Source organism: Streptomyces sp. SudanB52_2052 (assembly GCF_964272415.1).
Taxonomy (GTDB): Bacteria; Actinomycetota; Actinomycetes; order Streptomycetales; family Streptomycetaceae; genus Streptomyces; species Streptomyces olindensis.
This window is the reverse complement of the sequence record NZ_OZ186796.1, coordinates 5400074-5417821: the sequence shown is the minus strand read 5'-3', so window position 1 is coordinate 5417821 and position 17748 is coordinate 5400074. Positions and strand designations below refer to the sequence as shown.

16 protein-coding genes and 1 riboswitch are annotated in these 17748 nt (G+C 72.4%); of the genes, 4 read left to right on the top strand and 12 right to left on the bottom strand.

Annotated features, from left to right (window positions below):
• Positions 1-260 precede the first annotated feature (260 nt).
• The 10 genes from ACSUPV_RS24260 to ACSUPV_RS24215 form a co-directional block, all read right to left on the bottom strand.
• Positions 261-947 (bottom strand): transglycosylase family protein, encoded by a 687-nt coding sequence (locus tag ACSUPV_RS24260; protein WP_031117961.1) that lies wholly within the window; start codon positions 945-947, stop codon positions 261-263.
• A 4-nt stretch (positions 948-951) separates the two neighbouring features.
• A riboswitch (cyclic di-AMP (ydaO/yuaA leader) is annotated at positions 952-1118 on the bottom strand.
• Between the two features lie 228 nt (positions 1119-1346).
• Positions 1347-2324 (bottom strand): transglycosylase family protein, encoded by a 978-nt coding sequence (locus ACSUPV_RS24255; protein WP_436948542.1) that lies wholly within the window; start codon positions 2322-2324, stop codon positions 1347-1349.
• Between the two features lie 181 nt (positions 2325-2505).
• Positions 2506-3792 carry a cytochrome P450 family protein gene (locus ACSUPV_RS24250; protein ID WP_037758774.1) on the bottom strand — a complete coding sequence of 429 codons (1287 nt, stop codon included), beginning with the start codon at positions 3790-3792 and terminating at the stop codon, positions 2506-2508.
• A 46-nt stretch (positions 3793-3838) separates the two neighbouring features.
• Positions 3839-4888: a nucleoside triphosphate pyrophosphohydrolase gene (locus tag ACSUPV_RS24245; RefSeq protein ID WP_436948541.1), complete on the bottom strand. Its 1050-nt coding sequence runs from the start codon at positions 4886-4888 to the stop codon at positions 3839-3841.
• A 68-nt stretch (positions 4889-4956) separates the two neighbouring features.
• Positions 4957-5604, bottom strand: coding sequence for a SurA N-terminal domain-containing protein (locus ACSUPV_RS24240; RefSeq protein WP_031117957.1), 648 nt, complete (start codon positions 5602-5604; stop codon positions 4957-4959).
• A gap of 140 nt (positions 5605-5744) precedes the next feature.
• Positions 5745-7244 (bottom strand): serine/threonine-protein kinase, encoded by a 1500-nt coding sequence (locus tag ACSUPV_RS24235; protein WP_359787085.1) that lies wholly within the window; start codon positions 7242-7244, stop codon positions 5745-5747.
• Positions 7245-7282: 38 nt separating this feature from the next.
• Positions 7283-7918: a hypothetical protein gene (locus tag ACSUPV_RS24230; RefSeq protein ID WP_382617282.1), complete on the bottom strand. Its 636-nt coding sequence runs from the start codon at positions 7916-7918 to the stop codon at positions 7283-7285.
• A gap of 182 nt (positions 7919-8100) precedes the next feature.
• On the bottom strand, positions 8101-8844 hold the full coding sequence (locus ACSUPV_RS24225) for an N-acetyltransferase (protein ID WP_382617279.1): 744 nt from the start codon (positions 8842-8844) through the stop codon (positions 8101-8103).
• 155 nt (positions 8845-8999) lie between these two features.
• A complete protein-coding gene (locus tag ACSUPV_RS24220; RefSeq protein WP_037758766.1) occupies positions 9000-9704 on the bottom strand; it encodes a DNA alkylation repair protein in 705 nt (234 codons plus the stop codon).
• Positions 9705-9753: 49 nt separating this feature from the next.
• Positions 9754-10530, bottom strand: a complete 777-nt coding sequence (locus ACSUPV_RS24215; RefSeq protein ID WP_382617278.1) for an HNH endonuclease family protein — start codon at positions 10528-10530, stop codon at positions 9754-9756.
• A gap of 161 nt (positions 10531-10691) precedes the next feature.
• On the opposite strand from ACSUPV_RS24215, the gene ACSUPV_RS24210 reads away from it, so the two are divergent.
• Positions 10692-10883 (top strand): antitoxin, encoded by a 192-nt coding sequence (locus ACSUPV_RS24210; RefSeq protein WP_037758763.1) that lies wholly within the window; start codon positions 10692-10694, stop codon positions 10881-10883.
• 135 nt (positions 10884-11018) lie between these two features.
• Here the strand turns inward: ACSUPV_RS24210 and ACSUPV_RS24205 are convergent, their stop codons facing one another.
• Positions 11019-11855, bottom strand: a complete 837-nt coding sequence (locus tag ACSUPV_RS24205) for an SCO6745 family protein (RefSeq protein ID WP_382617320.1) — start codon at positions 11853-11855, stop codon at positions 11019-11021.
• A gap of 257 nt (positions 11856-12112) precedes the next feature.
• Between ACSUPV_RS24205 and ACSUPV_RS24200 the strand changes: the two genes are divergently transcribed.
• From ACSUPV_RS24200 to ACSUPV_RS24190, 3 genes are all read left to right on the top strand, one after another.
• Positions 12113-12751 (top strand): TetR/AcrR family transcriptional regulator, encoded by a 639-nt coding sequence (locus tag ACSUPV_RS24200; RefSeq protein ID WP_436948540.1) that lies wholly within the window; start codon positions 12113-12115, stop codon positions 12749-12751.
• 176 nt (positions 12752-12927) lie between these two features.
• The gene (locus ACSUPV_RS24195) at positions 12928-13716 is read left to right on the top strand and encodes an SDR family NAD(P)-dependent oxidoreductase (RefSeq protein ID WP_436948539.1); all 789 of its coding nucleotides are present in this window, start codon (positions 12928-12930) and stop codon (positions 13714-13716) included.
• Positions 13717-13742: 26 nt separating this feature from the next.
• On the top strand, positions 13743-14114 hold the full coding sequence (locus ACSUPV_RS24190; RefSeq protein WP_359787091.1) for a MerR family transcriptional regulator: 372 nt from the start codon (positions 13743-13745) through the stop codon (positions 14112-14114).
• 72 nt (positions 14115-14186) lie between these two features.
• On the opposite strand, the gene mfd is transcribed toward ACSUPV_RS24190, so the two are convergent.
• Positions 14187-17720, bottom strand: a complete 3534-nt coding sequence (mfd, locus tag ACSUPV_RS24185; protein ID WP_382617271.1) for a transcription-repair coupling factor — start codon at positions 17718-17720, stop codon at positions 14187-14189.
• Positions 17721-17748 lie beyond the last annotated feature (28 nt).

Here is a 17748-nt window from a genome sequence, read left to right as displayed (position 1 = left end):
GTGACGCGGGTCGCGTGGACCCGGCGGGGTGCGGGCCGGTGGCTCGCGACATGAGCCTAACCGGCTCCGGGCGATCGGCCACCGGGTCGCCCACCCCATGGACAGAACCGAGAGTAAATTGTTTCCGAACGGAACAAAGCCGAAGCGCAAAGCCCGGCAGAAAAAACCCCGCCCCGGCGCGTACGGGGGAACACGCGCCGGGGCGGGGAGCCCGTGGGGACGGGGGTGGGCCGTGCCCGTGGGGACGGGCGGGCCGCTGCTTACTTCAGGTGCAGCTGCTGGCCCGGGTAGATGAGGTTGGCGTCCTCGACGATGTCCTTGTTCAGCTCGTAGAGCTTCTCCCAGCCGCCCTTGACCTTCTTCTCCGCGGCGATGGAGCTGAGGGTGTCACCCTTGACGACCTTGTACTCGCCGTCGCCCTTCTTGACCTTCTTGCCGGTCGGGGTGGTGACGGTCTTCTTGGCGGCCGGGCGCTCGTCGGAGCGGGAGGCCGGCTGCTGCTGGGTCTCGCGGGTCTCGGTGCTCTGCTGCGCGGAGCTGCCGGAGTCGCTGGACGAACCGCCACCGGTGTAGCCGGCGCTCGACAGGCCCTTGCCGCAGACCGGCCAGGCACCCTTGCCCTGGCCCGCGAGGACCTTCTCGGCGATCTCGATCTGCTGGGCCTTGGTGGCCTGGTCGGCGGTGGAGGCGTACTTGGTGCCGCCGTAGCCGGCCCAGGTGGAGGCGGAGAACTGCAGGCCGCCGTAGTAGCCGTTGCCGGTGTTGATGGACCAGTTGCCGCCGGACTCGCACTGGGCCACGGCGTCCCACTCGGAGGCGGTGGCGGCGGAGGCGTTGCCGGCCGCCATCAGCGGGGCGGCGACGGCGGCGCCGGTGACACCGGCGACGGCGATGGCGCGAGTGGCCTTGGACGGACGACGGTGCTTGCCCTTGCCGGAAAACAGCATGGATGGATCCCCTCACCGACGCCTGCGAGGTGAGCTGTCGGGTTCGGGCCGGTTGAGTTGCCCGGCCGCGCCCCTCCCGGGACGCGGCTTCACCCCAAGCCCTACCGGCGCAACAAGCCGGTCGGGCACCTACCTTGGGTCCCCCGCTCCTGCCTACGGCGCTTGACGCGACGACTGTTCCCGTGCGGCCGCTGGCAGGATTCGGCGTTGCGGCAGCCGGGGCTCGCGGTGGCGAGCGGTCATGACCGTAGACACGCGATCGGCGGAATTTCAAAGACGATCAGGGCTTCTGAGATCTATCTCTCACCGCACTTATACGGGACATTCACCGCGAAACATGACGCGAACTCGCGCGGTTTCGAGGCGACTTCCGCCGCCGCTTCCGCTCTGTCCCACCGGCTACTTCTCGTCCGCTTCGGCCCCAACCGTGAGCCTCTGACCGGGGCGGATGAGGTTCGGGTCGGTGCCGACGGCGTCCTTGTTGCCGGCGTAGAGCGCGTGCCATCCGCCGCTGAGGTCAAGGGAGTCGGCGATGGACCAGAGGCTGTCGCCGGCTCGGACGGTGTAGGAGCCGTCCGCGGCGTCGCGGCAGGTGTCGTCGCCGCGCGAGGCGTGCCGGCCCGTGGACTCGTTCGTACGGCCGTTCGTGGGCTCGGCGTTCTCGTCGGCGCTGGGGCCGCGGTGGCGGCCCGAGCCGGTGCCGGTCAGCGCCGAAGAGGTGCCGTCCTGCAGCGAGTTGTCGGACTCGCCACTCCCGGACGTGGCCGAGGGGGAGCTGTCGGGCTCCCGGCTCTGCGGCGCGGAGTCCCCGAAATCGGATGACTTGTCGGAGTCGGCCGGTTCGTCCTCCGGGGATGAGGAAGGGGTCGACGAGGGAGCCGACTCGGAGGAGTCGAGCAGTCCCGGCGAGTCGGTCGGATCGGACGAGCCGGAGGAGCCAGAGGACTCGGAAGACCCGGAAGAGTCGGAAGAGTCGGAAGAGTCTGATGTGTCCGACTTCGAGTCCTGCTGAAGGCCGGAGAGCAGTCCGCAGGTGCGCCACGCGCCGACGCCCTGGTCGGCGAGGATTCTCTCGGCCACGGCTATCTGCTGGGAGCGGCTGGCCAGGTCGGCGCTCGCGGCGTATTCGAGGCCGCCGTGCTTCTCCCAGTCCTCCTGGGACAGCGCGAGGCCGCCGTAGTAGCCGTTGCCGCTGTTCTGGCTCCAGGCGCCGCCGGTCTCGCAGTCCGCGACCCGGTCCCAGGTCGTGCCGTCGGCCGCACTGGCACCGGAGGCCCCGAGGAGCGGGATCGCGATGGCGGAGCCGGTCACTCCGGCCGCGACGAGGAGAGCCGGAGCCTGGCGGGGGCGACGGTGCCGACCGTTCCCGGAGAGCATACGGAGACCTTTCGCGAGACAGCAGTGACCGGCGCGGCACAGAGGCCCGGGCCGCGCTGATGGGTGAACGTATCGGCAGACGATCACTTGTCACAAGTTCATGCCGCGTAGATCACGTGAAGATCACAGGTCTGACGGCGTGTCATGTTTAATCGGTCGCCCCGCTGGTGAGGGCGGGCCGTCACGCCGGTGTGAACTCCACCGGCAGGGTGCGCAGCCCGCGCATGATGAGGCCGCCGCGCCACCTCAGGTCGGCCGGATCCGCCGCCAGCCGGAGGTCCGGGAGGCGGGTGAGGAGGGTGGCGAGCGCGGTCTGGCCCTCCAGGCGGGCGAGCGGGGCGCCGAGGCAGTAGTGGATGCCGTGGCCGTAGCCGAGGTGCTGGTTGTCGCGGCGGGAGAGGTCGAGCATGTCCGGGTCGGCGAACCGCTCCGGGTCCCGGTCCGCGGCGGCCAGGACGACGAGGACCGGGTCGCCCGCGCCGATGTGCTGCCCGCCGATCGTGAGCGGCTGCGTGGCGAACCGCCAGGTGGCGAGCTCGACGGGGCCGTCGTAGCGCAGGAGTTCCTCGACGCCGGTCTCCAGCAGGCCGGTTTCCCCGGCGGCCAGGGAGGCCTGGAGGCGGGCACGCTGCTCAGGGTGGGTGAGCAGGGCGTACGTGCCGTTGCCGATGAGGTTGACCGTGGTCTCGAAGCCGGCGAACAGCAGGATGAACGCCATGGCGGCGGCCTCGTTCTCGGTGAGGTGCTCACCGTGGTCGGAGGCGCGGATGAGACCGGAGATGAGGTCCTCGCCGGGGGCGGGTTCGGCGGGCAGGACCTCCCGCTTGCGGTGGATGAGGTCGGCGAGGTAGCCGCGCATCTTCTTCACGGACCGCGCGACACCGCCCCGGGGCCCGCCCTGGTGGCGGATCATCATGCCCGCCCAGTCCCGGAAGTCGTCCTGGTCCTCGCGGGGCACGCCGAGCAGGTCGCAGATGGCGTAGATGGGGAGGGGGAAGGCGAACTCGTGGATCAGGTCGGCGGACCCCTGCCGCGCGAACCCGTCGATGAGGCCGTCGGTCAGCTCCTGCACGCGCGGCGCGAACTCGGCGACCCGGCGGGGCGTGAACGCCTTGGACACGAGCCGCCGCAGCCGGGTGTGGTCCGGCGGGTCGATGTTGAGCAGGTGCGTCATCAACTCGGCCTTGCGCTCACCGGGGATCCCCGTCTTGCCCTTGGCGTGCGCGGGTTCGTCGTGGTGCGCCGGGTTCTTGGAGAGCCGGTTGTCGGCGAGGGTCTGCTTGGCGTCGGCGTACCGCGTGACCAGCCAGGCCTCCACACCACTGGGCAGCCGCGTCCGGTGGACGGGGGCGTGCTCACGGAGCCAGGCGTAGGCGGGGTAGGGGTCGCTCGCGAACTCCCAGGTGAACAGGTCGGGGGCGGGAGCCGGGGCGGTCGTGGGCGTGCGGGGCTGGGGCTGGTCGGTCACCCCCCGACCGTATCCGGCCCGCCGCCGCTCCCCCTGTCCGGTCGGCTCAGCCCTCGGTCTCCCTGATCGCGTCCCGGTAGGCGCGGGCCGCCGCTCTCAGGGCTGCCTCCGGGTCCACGCCCTCGGCCTCGGCGCGGACCGCCAGGGCCAGCAGGTCGTAGCCGATGCCTTCGACGGGCGGGAGCGGTATGTCCAGGCCGGCGGTGCGGGCCCGGGACGCGAGCTTGGCGGCGAGGGCCAGGCCGGGCTGGCCGAGCGGGATGCCCTCGGTGATCGAGGAGCGCTGCTTCTCGACCGCCTTGGTGCGCAGCCAGTGCTCCTTGACCTCCTCGGGAGTGGTGGCCGTCGCGTCGCCGAAGACGTGCGGGTGGCGGTGGATCAGCTTGGCGACGATGCCGCCGGCCACGTCGTCGATGGAGAAGGGGGCGTCCAGGTCCTCCTCGGCGATGCGGGCGTGGAAGACGACCTGGAGCAGGACGTCACCGAGCTCCTCGCGCAGCTCGTCTCGGTCGCCCTCCTCGATCGCCTCGACGAGTTCGTACGCCTCCTCGATGCCGTACTTGGCGAGGCCCTTGTGGGTCTGCTGGGACGACCAGGGGCATTCGGCGCGGATGCGGTCCATGACCTGGACGAGGTCGAGGAGACGGGCGCCCGGCAGGTCGTAGGAGGCGGGCAGCAGCTCCAGCTCGGGCATGGAGAGGCGGCCGGTGCCGGCGAGGCGGGCCAGGCCGTCCGTCAGGGCCGGCTCGCCCTCGCCCGTCGCCACGACCACCACCGTGCGCCCGCCGGCGCAGGCGTCGACCAGCTCCTGGGCGGTCGGGGACTCCTCGCCGACCGTGATCCCGGCCTCGCGCAGATACGGCAGCTGCGGGTGCGCGCCGTCCGCGCACAGCACCTGGTCGGCCGCGTGCAGGGCCTGCCAGGCGGGCCAGGACAGCAGGCCGGGGGCGACGCGGTGGCTGGTGGTGAGCAGGACGATACGGCCGGGGGCGGCGGCCGCGCCGGGGGTGGTCCGCTCGGAACCGAGAGCGGCCTGCTCGGGACCGGGGGCGGTCGGCTCGGGGCCCGGGGTGGCTTCGGAGCTGTTGGCGTTCACGGTTCGAAGCTATCCCACGCCGCCGACAGTCCCGGAAGTTGTCCACAGGGCCACGGGAGGCGGGTGCCCTACATGGACTGCTGCGTCCGCGCCGCCGTCACGTCCCGCACCCACGGCGTCCTCGCGTCGGCGCGGCTGCTCTTCTGGACGTCCCAGGTGCCGTAGCGCGGGTTGAGGTCGACCTTCAGGTCCTTGGAGGCCTTGGACAGGGCCTTCCAGAACTCGGGGCGGTTGGTGTCGGTGCCGAGCTTCTCGGCGAGCTTCTGGGCCTCCAGCTGGAGGCGGAGGTTCTCCTCGAGGCGCTGCGGCGGGATGCCGTACTGCTGCAGCCAGGTCGTCTCCAGCGCCTTGGCTCCGCCGGCCTGCTCCTCCAGGGCGGACCGCATGCCCTGGATCTCGCGGCGGGTGACGGTCACCCCGGCGTCCTCGGCGGCGCGGTGCAGCACCCGGTCGAGGACCATGGTGTGCAGGGTGTCGCGGGTGAGTGTGCCGGTCCTGGCGATGGCCTGCTGGTACTGGGCGTCGTTCTGCACGGCCGCCCGCTGGGCCGCGCGGACCTCGCCGACCCGCTCCTCCAGCTGCGAGACGGTGATCCGCTGCCCGCCGACCACGGCCGCTGCGCCGGGATGCGCCTCGTTCCCGCAGGCGGTGAGCAGGGGCGCCGCTGCGGCGATCGCGGCGGTGAGGACGAGCGCGGTGCGACGGCGGCGGTGCAAGGAGACCTCCCGAGGAGATTGTGCGACGGTGCACAAAGTCTTGCGGTGATCGATGGTAGGCAGTGGCCAGGCTCTGGCCAACCCATTCGACCAACGATTCACCGGGACTTCCGGCACCGCCGCGCCGCCCGGGGCCGCCGTCAGCCGCGGACCTGCCCCAGCCACTGCAGCGTCCTGCGGATCTCCGCGCCGAGCGGATGCCCGGGCCCGTGCGTGCGCTCCACGTCGTGCAGCAGCCGGGCCAGGGTGTCGTGGGCGGCGCCGCGGTCGCCGAGGGCGAGCAGGAGGTGGCCGATGCGGCGCCGGACGTCGTGCGCGAGCTCCGGGCCGCCGGCGGCGACGTACTGGTTCTCGTAGTACGGCAGCACCGCCCGGTACTCGGCGAGCGCCGCCGCCGGTTCGCCCAGCTGTTCGAGACACTGGGCGGCCTCGTAGCGAAAGCGCAGGGACTGCGGGTCGGCCTGGCCGGCCTCGGCGGCGCGCTCGTCGGCGAGGCGGCGCAGCTCGGGCAGGGCGCGCCGGAACTGGCCGTCGTCCAGGAGCGTGGCCGCGTACTGCTTGCGCAGGGTGCGCACGACCGGGGAGTGCTCGCCGTGCTGTTCGGCGGCGGCGGGCAGGATCGCGCCGAGGATGTCGACGGCCTGGGTGATGCGGCCCTCGCCGAGGAGCCGCTTGACCTCGTCGACGGCGCGGGCGATGTCCGTCTTCCCGGTGGTCTCGGCGACGGGCGCGGCGGGCGGCGCGGGCCGGGGCGCCGGGGTGCGGGCCCGGTCCGGCCAGGGGGCGTGCGGGCGCAGGAACGGGCGGGTGGGGTCGAGGGCCGCCCCGGTGGGCGTGCCGCGCGCGGGCAGGAGCTGTTCCAGGTGCTCGTAGACCTCCTGTGCGGAGGCCGGCCGGTGCTGGGGGTCCTTGGCGAGCAGGCGCAGGACGAGGGTCTCCAGCGCTTCGGGGACCTCGGGGCGGATGCGGCGGACGGGCAGCGGGGGCTCGTACAGGTGCCGGTGCAGGACGCCGAGGGCCGTGGAACCGGAGAAGGGGACGTCGCCGCTGAGCAGTTCGTGCAGGACGACGCCGAGGGCGTACAGGTCCGTGTACGGGCCGACCGCGCCGCCCATCGCCTGCTCCGGGGCCATGTAGGCCGGCGAGCCGACGGGGGTGCCGGTGTGGGTGAGGCGGGTGGTGTCGGCGTCCATGACGGAGGCGACGCCGAGGTCGAGGACGGTGACCGTGCCGTCCTGCTTCACCATCACGTTGCGCGGCTTGAGGTCGCGATGGACGATCGGCACGGCGTGCACGGCGCTCAGCACGGCGCACAGTTGCGCGGCGACCGCGACCGCCCACGGCCAGGGGTACGGGTCGTGCTCGGCGAGGTGGCCGGCGAGGTCGGCGCCGTCGATGTACTGCATGACGAGGAACAGCTCCTCGCCCTCACTGCCCGCGTCGTGCACCGTGACCAGGCCCGGGTGGTCGACCTGCGCGGTCACCCGGCACTCGCGCACGAAGCGGCGGCGCAGCTCCTCCGCGTCCTGACCGGCCACCTTGTCGGGGCGCAGCAGCTTCACCGCCACGCGCCGGTCGAGCCGCTGGTCGTACGCCGTCCAGACCTGTCCCATGCCGCCCTGCCCGAGGAGCGTGGACAGCTCGTAGCGGCCCGCGACGACACGTCCTGCCGTCACGGTCACCTGCCGCCCTCGTGGCGGCCGTCCCCGTGGCCCTCGCCTTCGTGCCGGCGCAGGTAGTCACTGAGCTCGTCGAGTTCGGCGCGTACCTGGTCGATGCGGGCGGGCGCGGGGCGCTGGGGGGACGGCGGCGGCTGGACCGGGCCGGGGCCGTGGGGCGTGGCGTCTCGGGGGACGGGGGTGTGCGGTCCGGGGGGCTGCGGGGTGGGCGTGGGGGTGGGGGTGGGGGCGTAGGGCGGCGTCGGGTGTGGATAGCCGTACGCGGAGTGGACGGTCGGCGCGTGCGGCGGCGCGTAACCGGCGAGCTGGCGCTGCTCGCTGTGGTGGCTGATGTCCACGACGAGGAAGTAGATGCCGGCGCCCGCGCCGATCAGGAGGATCACGGCCAGCGCGATGTCGGTCCGGACGTCGCCCTCCGGCAACACCCCGACCACCGCGAAGCACACGATGGACAGGGGCAGGCTCACCCAGGCCAGCACCCAGTCGAGGACCCGTCCACGCAGGACGGCCACCCGGAACAGCGGTACGCAGGCCAGCAGGCCGCACGTGAGGAAGCCGGCGGCGGCGAACAGCACGCGCAGGGAGATGACCGTTGCCGCGCTGCGGGGAGGCGGCGCCGCGCCGTGGCCGTACATGACTGCTCCTGGACCGGTGTAGCCGATAGGACGGATGTGCGAGTGACAGAGCCCGGTGGGGAATCCGAGCGTATAGCCCGACACGGACAACCGGTTACGGGTTGTACCGAACCGTTGTCGTGCTGATCACTTCGTCCGCACGGCCCGTCCCGCGCGGTCGCGGCCGTACCGCCCGCCGCGCCTCACAGGGGGTGGCGCATCCACACGTTGGGTTCTACGTACACCGCGTACCCGCGGGCCGGTTCGCAGCGCACCGGCACCAGGCCGCCGGGCACCTCGATGTCGCCCTCGGTGTCGAAGGGCAGCCCGGTCCAGCGGCGCCAGTCCGCCAGCGGGGCGGCCACCGTCATGGACGCCGGGGCCACGGAGTCGATGACGGCTCCGGCCCGGGCGTGCACCCGCAGCCACGGGTCGTGGGGCAGGCCGTCGGGGCGGACGCGGTGGGCGTACTCCTCGATGGGCGTGTGCGGTTCGAGGTGCTTGGCGTTGGGGCGGACCGGGGCGACGACCTCCTTGAAGCCGAGGGCGCGGGCGTTGTCGCGCATGGCCGAGAGCATCACGGCGGACAGTCCGCGGCCCTGCGCGTGCGGGGCGACGGAGATCGAGATCGCGCTGACGGTGTCGGGGCGGACCCCGCGGCGCAGGTCCGAGAAGGCCCACACGAGCACGGTGTCCCAGCCGTTGCCGGGCAGCGTGCCGCGGCCCTCGGCGTCGAGGGCGAAGGGCACGCTGTAGGCGTTCGCGACGACCTCGCCCCGCTCGTCCTCGGCGAACAGGACGTACTGAGGGAGTTCGTCGGCGATCCGCGGGTAATGCGCGGCGCCCACGAGGTCCTGGATGACGAACTCCGGCCAACTGTCCGCCATCCCGACGACCCGCTCCAGCATGTCGGGGCGGTCGGCGAGGCTCGATATCTTCCACTGCATGCGGTCACGGTAGGTGCGGAGCGGACCACTCGGAATCCGATTACCGGGCGAGAAAACCGGCTGCCGGGACGAATAGGACCCCGCTCGGTGGCGCGAGGTGAGTGCCGGTGCCGGGCCCGCCTCCGTCTGCGCGCCGAACGCACCCGTCCTCTCCGCTACCGCGTTCTCACGAACCGCGCCCGTTCGCCCGCCGGGAGCCGCTCCGTCGCGTAACGCACGGTGATGCGCGGCAGGTCGGTGAGGTGGTGTTCGAGGAACGCCACCAGCAGGGGCGCGTCCCGGCGGCCGATCTCGCGCAGCATCCAGCCGAGCGCCTTGTGGATCAGCGGTTCCGGGTCGCGGCACAGAGCACGCACCAGACGGAGGGTCGTGTCGTAACGCCCTTCGCGGATCAGTGCCAAGGTGGCGACCACGGCGATCCTTCGGTCCCAGAGCCAGGACGAGGCGGCCAGTTCGTCCAGCACGTCCGGGGCGTCCTCGGGTCCGTCCACGAGCCACGGCCCGAGCACGACATGGGCGGAACCGTCCACCAGGTCCCAGTTGTCCACGCACCTGGTCCGCGCCAGGTAGAAGTCGACCAAAACCCGACGCTGCGCGCCCCGGGCCGTTCGCATCCGCTCGGCCAGCACCAGCACTCCGGCCAACCGCTCCTCGTGAACAGGGCTGCGCAGCAGCGCGTCCACGTCCTCCCACGCCAGCTCCCGGTGGGTCCGGGCCAGTTCGCGCACCACGGGCACCCGCACACCGAGCAGTTCATCGCCTTCCGGCGGCCGCAGCACCCGCATCTGCTGGATCCTGACGTCCGGCTCCGCCCTGTCCCGCAGCGCGCTCCGCAGGGCCTCCAGCGCATGGGTCGTCATTCGGCGGACGGTAGCGCAGGACGGGTGGGTCTCTTCGGCTCCTCCTCTCTCAGCCGCCGCACTGACGCAGCATCATCCGCTTGTCGGCATCCGTCACGGGCAGGTCGTACTTCAGCGACACCTGGGCGAAGCGCACCGAGTAGGAGCAGCGGATGCTCTTGTTCGGGGGCAGCCAGGACGCCGGACCGGAATCTCCCTTCGCGCTGTTGGTCGGCCCGTCCACCGGGACGAGGTTGAGCGGGTCGTTCGCGATGGCCTCCCGCTTGTCCTTCGTCCAGCGCGACGCGCCCATCTGCCAGTCGTACGACAGCGGCATGACGTGGTCTATCTGGACCTTCGTCGCACGGGACTTGGTCCACTCGATGACCTTCCCGGTGTACGGGTCGTGCAGCATGAGGGAGCTGACGACGCAGTCCGAGCCGGACCGGAAGCGAAGGTCCTCGCCGTCCCTCCGCAGCAGGTCGTTCCGTGTGTCACAGCCGTTGTGGGAGTAGGGGACGTCGCGGGGTGCCGAATCCATCCAGGCGTAGCCGAACTTGTCCCGTTCGTATCCGGTCCTGGGGCCGCGCCCCTTGGTCGCCACCTTTTCGATCAGAGCACGCGCACTCGCCCGGTCCGCGGCGGACGTGATCGCCGCCAGCCCCGGCTTCGTGCCGTCCGGGTTGTCCAGCGGGCTCACCGCCCGGCCGTTGCCGTCGGCCGGTGCGCCGGAGCCGGAGGACCCGCCGCCGTCCGCGGGCGGGGTCAGCCCTTCGCAGCCGGCCAGCGTCGCACCGGCGAACACCATCGCGGCAACCGCTGCCGCCCCGCCCCTCAGACGCCTCACCGTACGCCCCTCCCCTGCTTGCCTGTTCCGCCCGGGCATGGGCGGCTGTGCCTGGTCCCACGGTAGCGAGGGAGAGGTACAGACCACACGGGCCCCAAATGGGCATACTTCACATGTCACGCGTATCGTCGGTTCTGAGTCACCCCCGGAAGGAGTTCTGCATGGGCATCTTCGACAAGCTCAAGAGCCAGGCGCGGAACAGGGGCAAGCAAGGCTCCGACACCGCGGAACAGAAGCTCAACGAGAAGACCGGCGGCAAGTACGAGGACCAGGTCGACACCGGGCAGCAGCGGGTCGAGGGCACGCTCGGCATGGACCGCGAGCCCCACCGCGACCGGCCCGACCAGCAGTAACGCCTCCACCAGCGCGGGTGCCGCCCGCGGGACGCGTCTTGGACGTCAGCTCCTGTGTCAGCTCCAACGCCCGTCCTGCGGGCGGCTCCCCCTGTCCGGGCAGGACCGCACGGCACCCCTCGTCCGGCCTCCCGGTCAGACCTTGCCTATGCCCAACGTCGTCTCCGAGGGCAGCAGGCCGGACCCCAGGACCGCGACCCAGTAGTCGCCCAGCAGTCCGGCGAGCCGGTCGACGCCGTCCGGTCCGAGGGACTGCCAGGGGCCGGCGGCCAGTTGGTCGGTGTGGCGCTCCACGCGGTGGCGCAGGGCGCGGCCCTCCTCCGTGGCCGTACCGTCCTCGTCGACCAGGCCCCTGGCGGTGAGGCGGTCACGGGCGGCCGCCCATTCGCCGGGGGTCCAGCCTCGGCTTTCGAAGCGTTCCACGGACGCGGCGCCTATCGCGGCGAAGGAGACGAGCGACTCCACCGGATCCAGGCCCGCCAGGAGCAGGGCCGCGAGATGGCCGTCGCCGCGGTGCTCGCGCAGGATCGTCGCGGCGCGCCACAACTGCAGGTGCGGGGCCTGCGGCCAGGGCAACGCGGCGTTGGCGGCGGCGAGCGGGCGCGCGGCCGTGTCCGCCGCCTCGGCGGCACGCCGGGCGAGCGCGGCCGCCTCCGCCAGCTCAGGGCTGTCCACCTGATCCCCGAAGAGGGCGCGGTAGGCCCGGTCGACCGCCCGCGTCCTGGCCTCCAGCACGGCGCCCGGACTCGCGATCCGCCACGCCGGCTCGACATGCTCCGCGACCATGCGCGGGCTGAAGCTGTAGAAGGCGGACGCCACCTGCCGCGGGCCGATCTCTCCCAAGGGGGCGGCGCGGTACGGGAAGTAGCTCGGCCAGCGCTCCCGCGTGTCGAACCCGAGTGCGGCCGCCTCCTCGAAGGCTTCCGGCGCGTAGTACAGCACCGCGTGCAAGGGCTCCAGCAGATGCCACATCTGCCGCACGCGGGCCGGCTCCACGCTGCCGCCCCGCGTCACGGCGCGCTCGGCGTTCTCTCGGACCTGCACCGCTTCGCTGACCTGCGACGTCTCATTGATCTCGCCGACATGTTCCGGCATGGCTGCCTCCATCGCATCCACCCCCTCGGCGCGGGGATCGGGCGGCACCCGATCCCCGCGCAACTTGACAATGACAAGATTGCCTCGCCGGTCCTCAACTTGTCAATGGCTAGATTCGGCGTACGCTCCTGACCATGAGCTCCAGCAAGGCATCAGGGATCGGCAGGGCGTCAGGGGCCGACAAGGCGTCAGCGAACGGCAAGAGCACCACGGGCCGTCCGTACCACCACGGCGACCTGCGCCGGGCCATCCTCACGGCCGCCCTCGACGCGATCGCGGTGGACGGTCCGTCCGGGCTGAGCCTGCGTGACCTGGCCCGCCGCGCGGGCGTCTCGCACGCGGCGCCGGCCCACCACTTCAAGGACCGCGCCGGGCTGCTCACCGCGATCGCCGCCGAGGGTTTCGGGCTGCTCGCGACCGCGCTGCGGGAGGCGGCGGACCTGAAGGAGGCGGGCGTGCGCTACGTACGCTTCGCGCGTGAGCATCCGGCGCACTTCCAGGTGATGTTCGCGCCCGAGCTGCTGCGCGCCGACGATCTGGAACTGACCACGGCCCGGGCGCTCGCCTCGGACGCCCTGCGCGAAGCCGTCACCGCCGTGCCGCCGGAGGGCCGGGGCGCCGACGCCCGTCTGGCCGGAGTCGCCGCCTGGTCCCTGGCCCATGGCTTCGCCACGCTGCTGCTCAGCCACAACCTGGACGGTCCGGTGGGCGACCGGGATCCCGAGGAGGTGTTCCGCGTGCTGGCGGAGATGCTGTTCCGGCGCGGGGAGTAGGGGCGGCGGACGGCGCGTCCGGGTCTGATGCCACCACAAAGGCGAACGGCAACGACAACGGCGGCAACGGCGGCAACGGCGGCAACGGCGGCAACGGCGGCAACGGCGGCAACGGCAGCAGGACCCTCGTCTCGCGCTTGACCTTGACACTGGCGTCAGGGTCCGACGATCCCCGCATGGACTCTCCGAACCAGAAGAAGCCGCACGGGACTTCGTCGACGACGACACCGCGAACCGTCCTGGTCACCGGCGCCGGTACGGGCATAGGCCGCGCCACCGCCCGCGCCTTCGCCGACGAGGGCGCACACGTCGTGGCCGTGGGCCGCCGTGCGGCGCCCCTCGCCGAGACGGCCGCCCATGACCCGTCCCGTATCAGCCCGCTGGTCGCCGACGTCACGGCCGACGACGGCCCCGAGACCATCGTCCGTACGGTGCTCGACCGGCACGGCGGCATCGACGTGCTGGTGAACAACGCCGGGATCGTCACCACCCAGTCCTTGCGCACCTACACGCGTGCCGCCGTCGAGCCCCAACTCGCGACGAACCTCCTCGCTCCGGTGCTGCTCGTCCAGGCCGCGCTCCCGGCGCTGGAGGAGAGGCGCGGGGTGATCGTGAACGTGACGACCTCGGTGGGGCAGCGGGCCTGGCCGGGCAACTCCCTGTACGCGGCGGGCAAGGCGGCCCTGGAGGTGCTCACGCGCAGTTGGGCGGTGGAGCTCGCGCCCCTGGGGATCCGGGTCGCCGCCGTGGCCCCCGGTGCGATCGACACCCCGATCGCCGACCACTCCGGCCTCACACCCGAGCAGCGTGCCGCGATCCGCGCGTGGCAGCTCGACCACACGCCGCTCGGCCGGATCGGCCGCCCCGGGGAGGTGGCGTGGGCGATCACGCAACTGGCCTCGCCACAGGCGTCGTTCATCACCGGCGTGGTGCTTCCGGTGGACGGCGGCGCGGTCGTCGGATGAGACTGGCGCCCATGGCAGCACCTCGTATGCGGATCGGCGAACTCGCCGAAGCGACCGGCACCACGGCGCGCGCCCTGCGCCACTACGAGCAGGCGGGGCTCATCACGTCCGAACGGGCCGCGAACGGCTACCGCCTGTACGACGCCGGTGCGGCGGTCCGCGTCCGCAACATCCGCGGTCTGCTGGAGGTCGGTCTGACCCTCGACGACGTGCGGGTGTTCCTGCCGTGCCTGGACGGCGACGTCACGGCCGGGCCCGCCTCGGACCAGGCCCTGCGGGTCGCGGCCGACCGGCTCGCGGTGCTGGACGCGCGGATCGCGGCGCAGGTCGCGGTCCGCGACCGGCTGGCGACGGCACTGCGCCGGGCCACCGGTGCACGAGTACGACCGGTGGCCTGACGGAACCTCAGCGCGGGTCGGCGTCGAGGGCCCTGGAGTGTCAGGGCCCCAGCGGCGTCGGACGGCCCGGCATCAAGACCCCAGCACCGACGTCAGGAACTCCCCGACCCACGCCAGCAGATCCCGCCCGACCAGCGGCTTCCCGCCCACCTTCGCCGTCTTCGGGCGCGGCACCAGCACCTGGTGCACCGCCGGCTTGATGACGACCCCGGGGTACAGCCGCTTGACCCGCAGCTCCTGCGACTCGCGCAACTCCACCGGCGCGAACCGGATGTTGTTGCCCTGCAGCACGATCTCGCCGACGCCGCACGCGCGCGCGAGCATGCGCAGGCCCGCGACGAGCAGCAGGTTCTCCACGGGCTCGGGCAGCTTGCCGTAGCGGTCGACGAGTTCCTCGCGTACGGCCTTGATGTCCTCCTCCGTGTTGGCGGAGGCGATGGCGCGGTACGCCTGGAGGCGGAGGCGCTCGCCCGGCGCGTAGTCGTGCGGGACGTGCGCGTCGACGGGCAGCTCGATCTTGACCTCGAGCGGCGGTTCCTCCTCGATCTCGCCGGTCTCCAGCTGCCGCCGGTAGTCGGCCACGGCCTCGCCGACCATCCGCACGTACAGGTCGAAGCCGACGCCCGCGATGTGGCCGGACTGCTCGCCGCCGAGGAGGTTGCCCGCGCCGCGGATCTCCAGGTCCTTCATGGCGACGTACATGCCAGCGCCCATCTCCGTGTGCTGGGCGATCGTCGCGAGCCGCTCGTGCGCGGTCTCCGTCAGCGGCTTCTCCGGCGGGTAGAGGAAGTACGCGTAGCCGCGCTCGCGGCCCCGGCCGACCCGGCCGCGCAGCTGGTGCAGCTGGGACAGGCCGAAGTTGTCGCCGCGCTCCACGATCAGGGTGTTCGCGTTGGAGATGTCGATGCCGGACTCCACGATCGTCGTGGACACCAGCACGTCGAACTTCTTCTCCCAGAAGTCGACGACGACCTGCTCCAGCGCCGACTCGGACATCTGGCCGTGCGCGGTGGCGATGCGCGCCTCGGGGACGATCTCGCGCAGCCGGGCGGCGGCCCGGTCGATCGACTCGACGCGGTTGTGGATGTAGAAGACCTGGCCCTCGCGCAGCAGCTCACGGCGGATGGCGGCGCCGATCTGCTTCTCCTCGTAGGGGCCGACGAAGGTCAGGACCGGGTGGCGCTCCTCCGGCGGGGTGGTGATGGTCGACATCTCGCGGATGCCGGTGACCGCCATCTCCAGCGTCCGGGGGATCGGGGTCGCGGACATGGTCAGCACGTCGACGTTGGCGCGGAGCTTCTTCAGCTGCTCCTTGTGCTCGACGCCGAAGCGCTGCTCCTCGTCGACGATGACCAGGCCCAGGTCCTTGAACTTCGTCTCGGACGAGAACAGCCGGTGCGTGCCGATGACGATGTCGACGGAGCCCTCGCGCAGGCCCTCCAGGACCGCCTTGGCCTCGGTGTCGGTCTGGAAGCGGGACAGCGCCTTCACGCTCACCGGGAACTGCGCGTACCGCTCGCTGAACGTCCCGAAGTGCTGCTGCACCAGCAGGGTCGTGGGCACCAGGACGGCGACCTGCTTGCCGTCCTGGACGGCCTTGAAGGCGGCCCGGACCGCGATCTCGGTCTTGCCGTAGCCGACGTCGCCGCAGATCAGGCGGTCCATGGGGACCGTCTTCTCCATGTCCTCCTTGACCTCGGCGATGGTGGTGAGCTGGTCGGGCGTCTCCGCGTAGGGGAAGGCGTCCTCCAGCTCGCGCTGCCAGGGCGTGTCCGGCCCGAAGGCGTGCCCGGGGGCGGCCATGCGGGCGCTGTAGAGCTTGATGAGGTCGGCGGCGATCTCCTTGACGGCCTTCTTCGCGCGGGCCTTCGTCTTCGTCCAGTCGGCGCCGCCCAGGCGGTGCAGGGTGGGGGCCTCGCCGCCGACGTACTTGGTGATCTGCTCCAGCTGGTCGGTGGGGATGTACAGCCGGTCGCCGGGCTGGCCGCGCTTGGCGGGCGCGTACTCGACCACCAGGTACTCGCGGGTCGCGCCCTGCACGGTGCGCTGCACCATCTCGATGTAGCGGCCCACGCCGTGCTGCTCGTGGACGATGTAGTCGCCCGGCTCCAGGGTGAGCGGGTCGATGGTCTTGCGGCGGCGGGCCGGCATCCGGGCGCCCTCGCGGCCGGACGCCTTCTGGCCGGACAGGTCGGTCTCGGTCAGGACGGCGAGTCTGAGGGCCGGGTCGACGAAGCCGTGCTCGATCGAGCCGCACGCCACGTGCACGAGCGACGGGGAGATCTCCGCGAGGTCCGTGTCGAGCCGGGCGGCGATGCCCTCGCCGCCGAGCACCTCGACCGTACGGGCCGCCGGGCCGTGTCCCTCGGTGACGAACACCGCGCGCCAGCCGTCGGCGAGCCAGCCCTTGGTGTCGGCGAGGGCCTTGGCGGTGTCGCCGCGGTAGGTCTCCGGGGCGTGCATGCCGAGCTTGAGGGTGTCCGCGTCGAGCTCTTCGTCGGCGGCGAACGGCGACACGGACCACCACATCATGTCCAGCTCGCGGGCCCGGTCCCGGACGTCCGCGATGGACCAGAGGGAGGCCGCGCCGACGTCGATGGGCGCTTCGCCGCCGCCGGCGGTGGCCGCCCAGGAGGCTTGGAGGAACTCCTGCGAGGTGGCGACGAGGTCCGACGCGCGCGTGCGCACCCGCTCCGGGTCGCACACGACGGCCATGGCGCCCTTGGGCAGCACGTCGAGCAGCAGCTCCATGTCGTCGACCAGGACCGGGGCGAGGGACTCCATGCCCTCGACGGCGATCCCCTCGGCGATCTTGCCGAGCAGCTCGCCGAGCTCCGGGTGCTGCTCCGCCAGGGCACGCGCGCGCGTGCGGACGTCCTCGGTGAGCAGCAGCTCGCGGCACGGCGGCGCCCACAGGCCGTGCTCGGCGACTTCGAGGGAGCGCTGGTCGGCGACCTTGAAGTAGCGGATCTCCTCGACGTCGTCGCCCCAGAACTCGATGCGCAGGGGGTGTTCCTCGGTGGGCGGGAACACGTCGAGGATGCCGCCGCGGACGGCGAACTCGCCGCGCTTCTCGACGAGCTCCACGCGCGCGTAGGCGGCGGCCGCGAGGGCGTCGACCACCTCGTTCAGGTCGGCGCTCTGGCCGGTCCTCAGGGCGACCGGCTCCAGGTCGCCGAGGCCCTTGACCTGCGGCTGGAGCACGGACCGCACCGGTGCCACGACGACGGAGACCGGGCCCGTCTCGGGGTCGTCGGGCCGGGGGTGGGCCAGGCGGCGCAGCACGGCCAGGCGGCGGCCGACGGTGTCGCTGCGGGGGCTGAGCCGCTCGTGCGGGAGTGTCTCCCACGACGGGTACTCCACGACCCCCTCCGGCGGGAGGAGCGAGCGCAGGGCCGCGGCCAGGTCCTCGGCCTCGCGGCCCGTCGCCGTCACCGCCAGCACCGGGCGGCCCGTGTCGCGGGCCAGGGCGGCGACGGCGAAGGGGCGGGCCGCGGGGGGACCGACCAGGTCGACGTGCATGCGGTTGCCGTCTGCGGCCGCCTTGATCGCTTCCGCGAGCGCGGCGTCCTTGACTACGGCGTCGAGCAGACCGTGCAGGCTCATTCGGGGCTTTTTCCGTCCAGGGGAGGGG

Coding starts and splice junctions, on each gene's coding strand:
- ACSUPV_RS24225 (WP_382617279.1), bottom strand. CDS start 8,844: ATGCAGTGGAAGATATCGAGCCTCGCCGACCGCCCCGACATGCTGGAG.
- ACSUPV_RS24195 (WP_436948539.1), top strand. CDS start 12,928: ATGGACTCTCCGAACCAGAAGAAGCCGCACGGGACTTCGTCGACGACG.
- ACSUPV_RS24260 (WP_031117961.1), bottom strand. CDS start 947: ATGCTGTTTTCCGGCAAGGGCAAGCACCGTCGTCCGTCCAAGGCCACT.
- ACSUPV_RS24210 (WP_037758763.1), top strand. CDS start 10,692: ATGGGCATCTTCGACAAGCTCAAGAGCCAGGCGCGGAACAGGGGCAAG.
- ACSUPV_RS24230 (WP_382617282.1), bottom strand. CDS start 7,918: ATGTACGGCCACGGCGCGGCGCCGCCTCCCCGCAGCGCGGCAACGGTC.
- ACSUPV_RS24200 (WP_436948540.1), top strand. CDS start 12,113: ATGAGCTCCAGCAAGGCATCAGGGATCGGCAGGGCGTCAGGGGCCGAC.
- ACSUPV_RS24190 (WP_359787091.1), top strand. CDS start 13,743: ATGCGGATCGGCGAACTCGCCGAAGCGACCGGCACCACGGCGCGCGCC.
- ACSUPV_RS24220 (WP_037758766.1), bottom strand. CDS start 9,704: ATGACGACCCATGCGCTGGAGGCCCTGCGGAGCGCGCTGCGGGACAGG.
- ACSUPV_RS24255 (WP_436948542.1), bottom strand. CDS start 2,324: ATGCTCTCCGGGAACGGTCGGCACCGTCGCCCCCGCCAGGCTCCGGCT.
- ACSUPV_RS24205 (WP_382617320.1), bottom strand. CDS start 11,855: ATGTGGCATCTGCTGGAGCCCTTGCACGCGGTGCTGTACTACGCGCCG.
- mfd (WP_382617271.1), bottom strand. CDS start 17,720: ATGAGCCTGCACGGTCTGCTCGACGCCGTAGTCAAGGACGCCGCGCTC.